Source organism: Pseudomonas sp. CG7, from assembly GCF_023701885.1.
In the GTDB taxonomy this organism is placed as follows: domain Bacteria; phylum Pseudomonadota; class Gammaproteobacteria; order Pseudomonadales; family Pseudomonadaceae; genus Aquipseudomonas; species Aquipseudomonas zanjanensis.
On sequence record NZ_JABAEE010000150.1, the window covers coordinates 1 to 3,378 of the forward strand.

Annotated in this window: 2 rRNA genes; both read right to left on the minus strand. The window is 51.2% G+C overall.

What is annotated here, in order from left to right:
- Window positions 1-48 precede the first annotated feature (48 nt).
- Window positions 49-164, minus strand: a 5S ribosomal RNA gene (rrf, locus tag HGO40_RS30070).
- 157 nt (window positions 165-321) lie between these two features.
- Window positions 322-3,213, minus strand: a 23S ribosomal RNA gene (locus tag HGO40_RS30075).
- Window positions 3,214-3,378: the final 165 nt, after the last annotated feature.

Sequence of the window (3,378 nt, forward strand, 5' to 3'; positions counted from 1 at the left end):
AAAACAAAACCCCTACCTGCATCAGCAGATAGGGGTTTCGGAATTTAATCTTGACGATGACCTACTCTCACATGGGGAAACCCCACACTACCATCGGCGATGCATCGTTTCACTGCTGAGTTCGGGATGGGATCAGGTGGTTCCAATGCTCTATGGTCGTCAAGAAATTCGGGTACCGAGTCGCGGCCTGATGGCCTCGCTTCAGTAAATTGGGTATGTGATAGCTGTCGGTGTTTTGTGAGATTCGAACTTTCGGTTCGTTTCGTCTTCACACACCGCAATCTGGTGCTCTTTCGAGTCAGCAAATTGCTTGGGTGTTATATGGTCAAGCCTCACGGGCAATTAGTACAGGTTAGCTCAACGCCTCACAGCGCTTACACACCCTGCCTATCAACGTCGTAGTCTTCGACGGCCCTTCAGGGGACTCAAGGTCCCAGTGAGATCTCATCTTGAGGCAAGTTTCCCGCTTAGATGCTTTCAGCGGTTATCTTTCCCGAACATAGCTACCCGGCAATGCCACTGGCGTGACAACCGGAACACCAGAGGTTCGTCCACTCCGGTCCTCTCGTACTAGGAGCAGCCCCTCTCAAATCTCAAACGTCCACGGCAGATAGGGACCGAACTGTCTCACGACGTTCTAAACCCAGCTCGCGTACCACTTTAAATGGCGAACAGCCATACCCTTGGGACCGGCTTCAGCCCCAGGATGTGATGAGCCGACATCGAGGTGCCAAACACCGCCGTCGATATGAACTCTTGGGCGGTATCAGCCTGTTATCCCCGGAGTACCTTTTATCCGTTGAGCGATGGCCCTTCCATACAGAACCACCGGATCACTAAGACCTACTTTCGTACCTGCTCGACGTGTCTGTCTCGCAGTCAAGCGCGCTTTTGCCTTTATACTCTACGACCGATTTCCGACCGGTCTGAGCGCACCTTCGTACTCCTCCGTTACTCTTTAGGAGGAGACCGCCCCAGTCAAACTACCCACCATACACTGTCCTCGATCCGGATAACGGACCTGAGTTAGAACCTCAAAGTTGCCAGGGTGGTATTTCAAGGATGGCTCCACGCAGACTGGCGTCCACGCTTCAAAGCCTCCCACCTATCCTACACAAGCAAATTCAAAGTCCAGTGCAAAGCTATAGTAAAGGTTCACGGGGTCTTTCCGTCTAGCCGCGGATACACTGCATCTTCACAGCGATTTCAATTTCACTGAGTCTCGGGTGGAGACAGCGCCGCCATCGTTACGCCATTCGTGCAGGTCGGAACTTACCCGACAAGGAATTTCGCTACCTTAGGACCGTTATAGTTACGGCCGCCGTTTACCGGGGCTTCGATCAAGAGCTTCGCGTTAGCTAACCCCATCAATTAACCTTCCGGCACCGGGCAGGCGTCACACCCTATACGTCCACTTTCGTGTTTGCAGAGTGCTGTGTTTTTAATAAACAGTCGCAGCGGCCTGGTATCTTCGACCGGCGTGGGCTTACGCAGCAAGTGCTTCACCCTCACCGGCGCACCTTCTCCCGAAGTTACGGTGCCATTTTGCCTAGTTCCTTCACCCGAGTTCTCTCAAGCGCCTTGGTATTCTCTACCCAACCACCTGTGTCGGTTTGGGGTACGGTTCCTGGTTACCTGAAGCTTAGAAGCTTTTCTTGGAAGCATGGCATCAACCACTTCGTCACCCAAAGGGTAACTCGTCATCAGCTCTCGGCCTTAGAATCCCGGATTTACCTAAGATTCCAGCCTACCACCTTAAACTTGGACAACCAACGCCAAGCTGGCCTAGCCTTCTCCGTCCCTCCATCGCAATAACCAGAAGTACAGGAATATTAACCTGTTTTCCATCGACTACGCTTTTCAGCCTCGCCTTAGGGACCGACTAACCCTGCGTCGATTAACGTTGCGCAGGAAACCTTGGTCTTTCGGCGTGGGTGTTTTTCACACCCATTGTCGTTACTCATGTCAGCATTCGCACTTCTGATACCTCCAGCAAGCTTCTCAACTCACCTTCACAGGCTTACAGAACGCTCCTCTACCGCATCACTTACGTGATACCCGTAGCTTCGGTGTATGGTTTGAGCCCCGTTACATCTTCCGCGCAGGCCGACTCGACTAGTGAGCTATTACGCTTTCTTTAAAGGGTGGCTGCTTCTAAGCCAACCTCCTAGCTGTCTAAGCCTTCCCACATCGTTTCCCACTTAACCATAACTTTGGGACCTTAGCTGACGGTCTGGGTTGTTTCCCTTTTCACGACGGACGTTAGCACCCGCCGTGTGTCTCCCATGCTCGGCACTTGTAGGTATTCGGAGTTTGCATCGGTTTGGTAAGTCGGGATGACCCCCTAGCCGAAACAGTGCTCTACCCCCTACAGTGATACATGAGGCGCTACCTAAATAGCTTTCGAGGAGAACCAGCTATCTCCGAGCTTGATTAGCCTTTCACTCCGATCCACAGGTCATCCGCTAACTTTTCAACGGTAGTCGGTTCGGTCCTCCAGTTAGTGTTACCCAACCTTCAACCTGCCCATGGATAGATCGCCCGGTTTCGGGTCTATTCCCAGCGACTAGACGCCCTATTAAGACTCGCTTTCGCTACGCCTCCCCTATTCGGTTAAGCTCGCCACTGAAAATAAGTCGCTGACCCATTATACAAAAGGTACGCAGTCACCCAACAAAGTGGGCTCCCACTGCTTGTACGCATACGGTTTCAGGATCTATTTCACTCCCCTCTCCGGGGTTCTTTTCGCCTTTCCCTCACGGTACTAGTTCACTATCGGTCAGTCAGTAGTATTTAGCCTTGGAGGATGGTCCCCCCATATTCAGACAAAGTTTCTCGTGCTCCGTCCTACTCGATTTCACTTCTAAGATCCTTTCGCGTACAGGGCTATCACCCACTATGGCCGCACTTTCCAGAGCGTTCCGCTAAAATCAAAGAAGCTTAAGGGCTAGTCCCCGTTCGCTCGCCACTACTAAGGGAATCTCGGTTGATTTCTTTTCCTCAGGGTACTTAGATGTTTCAGTTCCCCTGGTTCGCCTCTTGCACCTATGTATTCAGTACAAGATAACCATCTTATGATGGCTGGGTTCCCCCATTCAGACATCTCCGGATCAAAGTCTGTTTGCCGACTCCCCGAAGCTTTTCGCAGGCTACCACGTCTTTCATCGCCTCTGACTGCCAAGGCATCCACCGTATGCGCTTCTTCACTTGACCATATAACCCCAAGCAATCTGGTTATACTGTGAAGACGACATTCGCCGAAAATTCGAATTTCTCAATTAAGAGAACTCACAAATTTTACCTTAGCCTGATCCGTTACCAGTGAAAGTAACGTTCAGTCTATCTTTCTATCACATACCCAAATTTTTAAAGAACGAA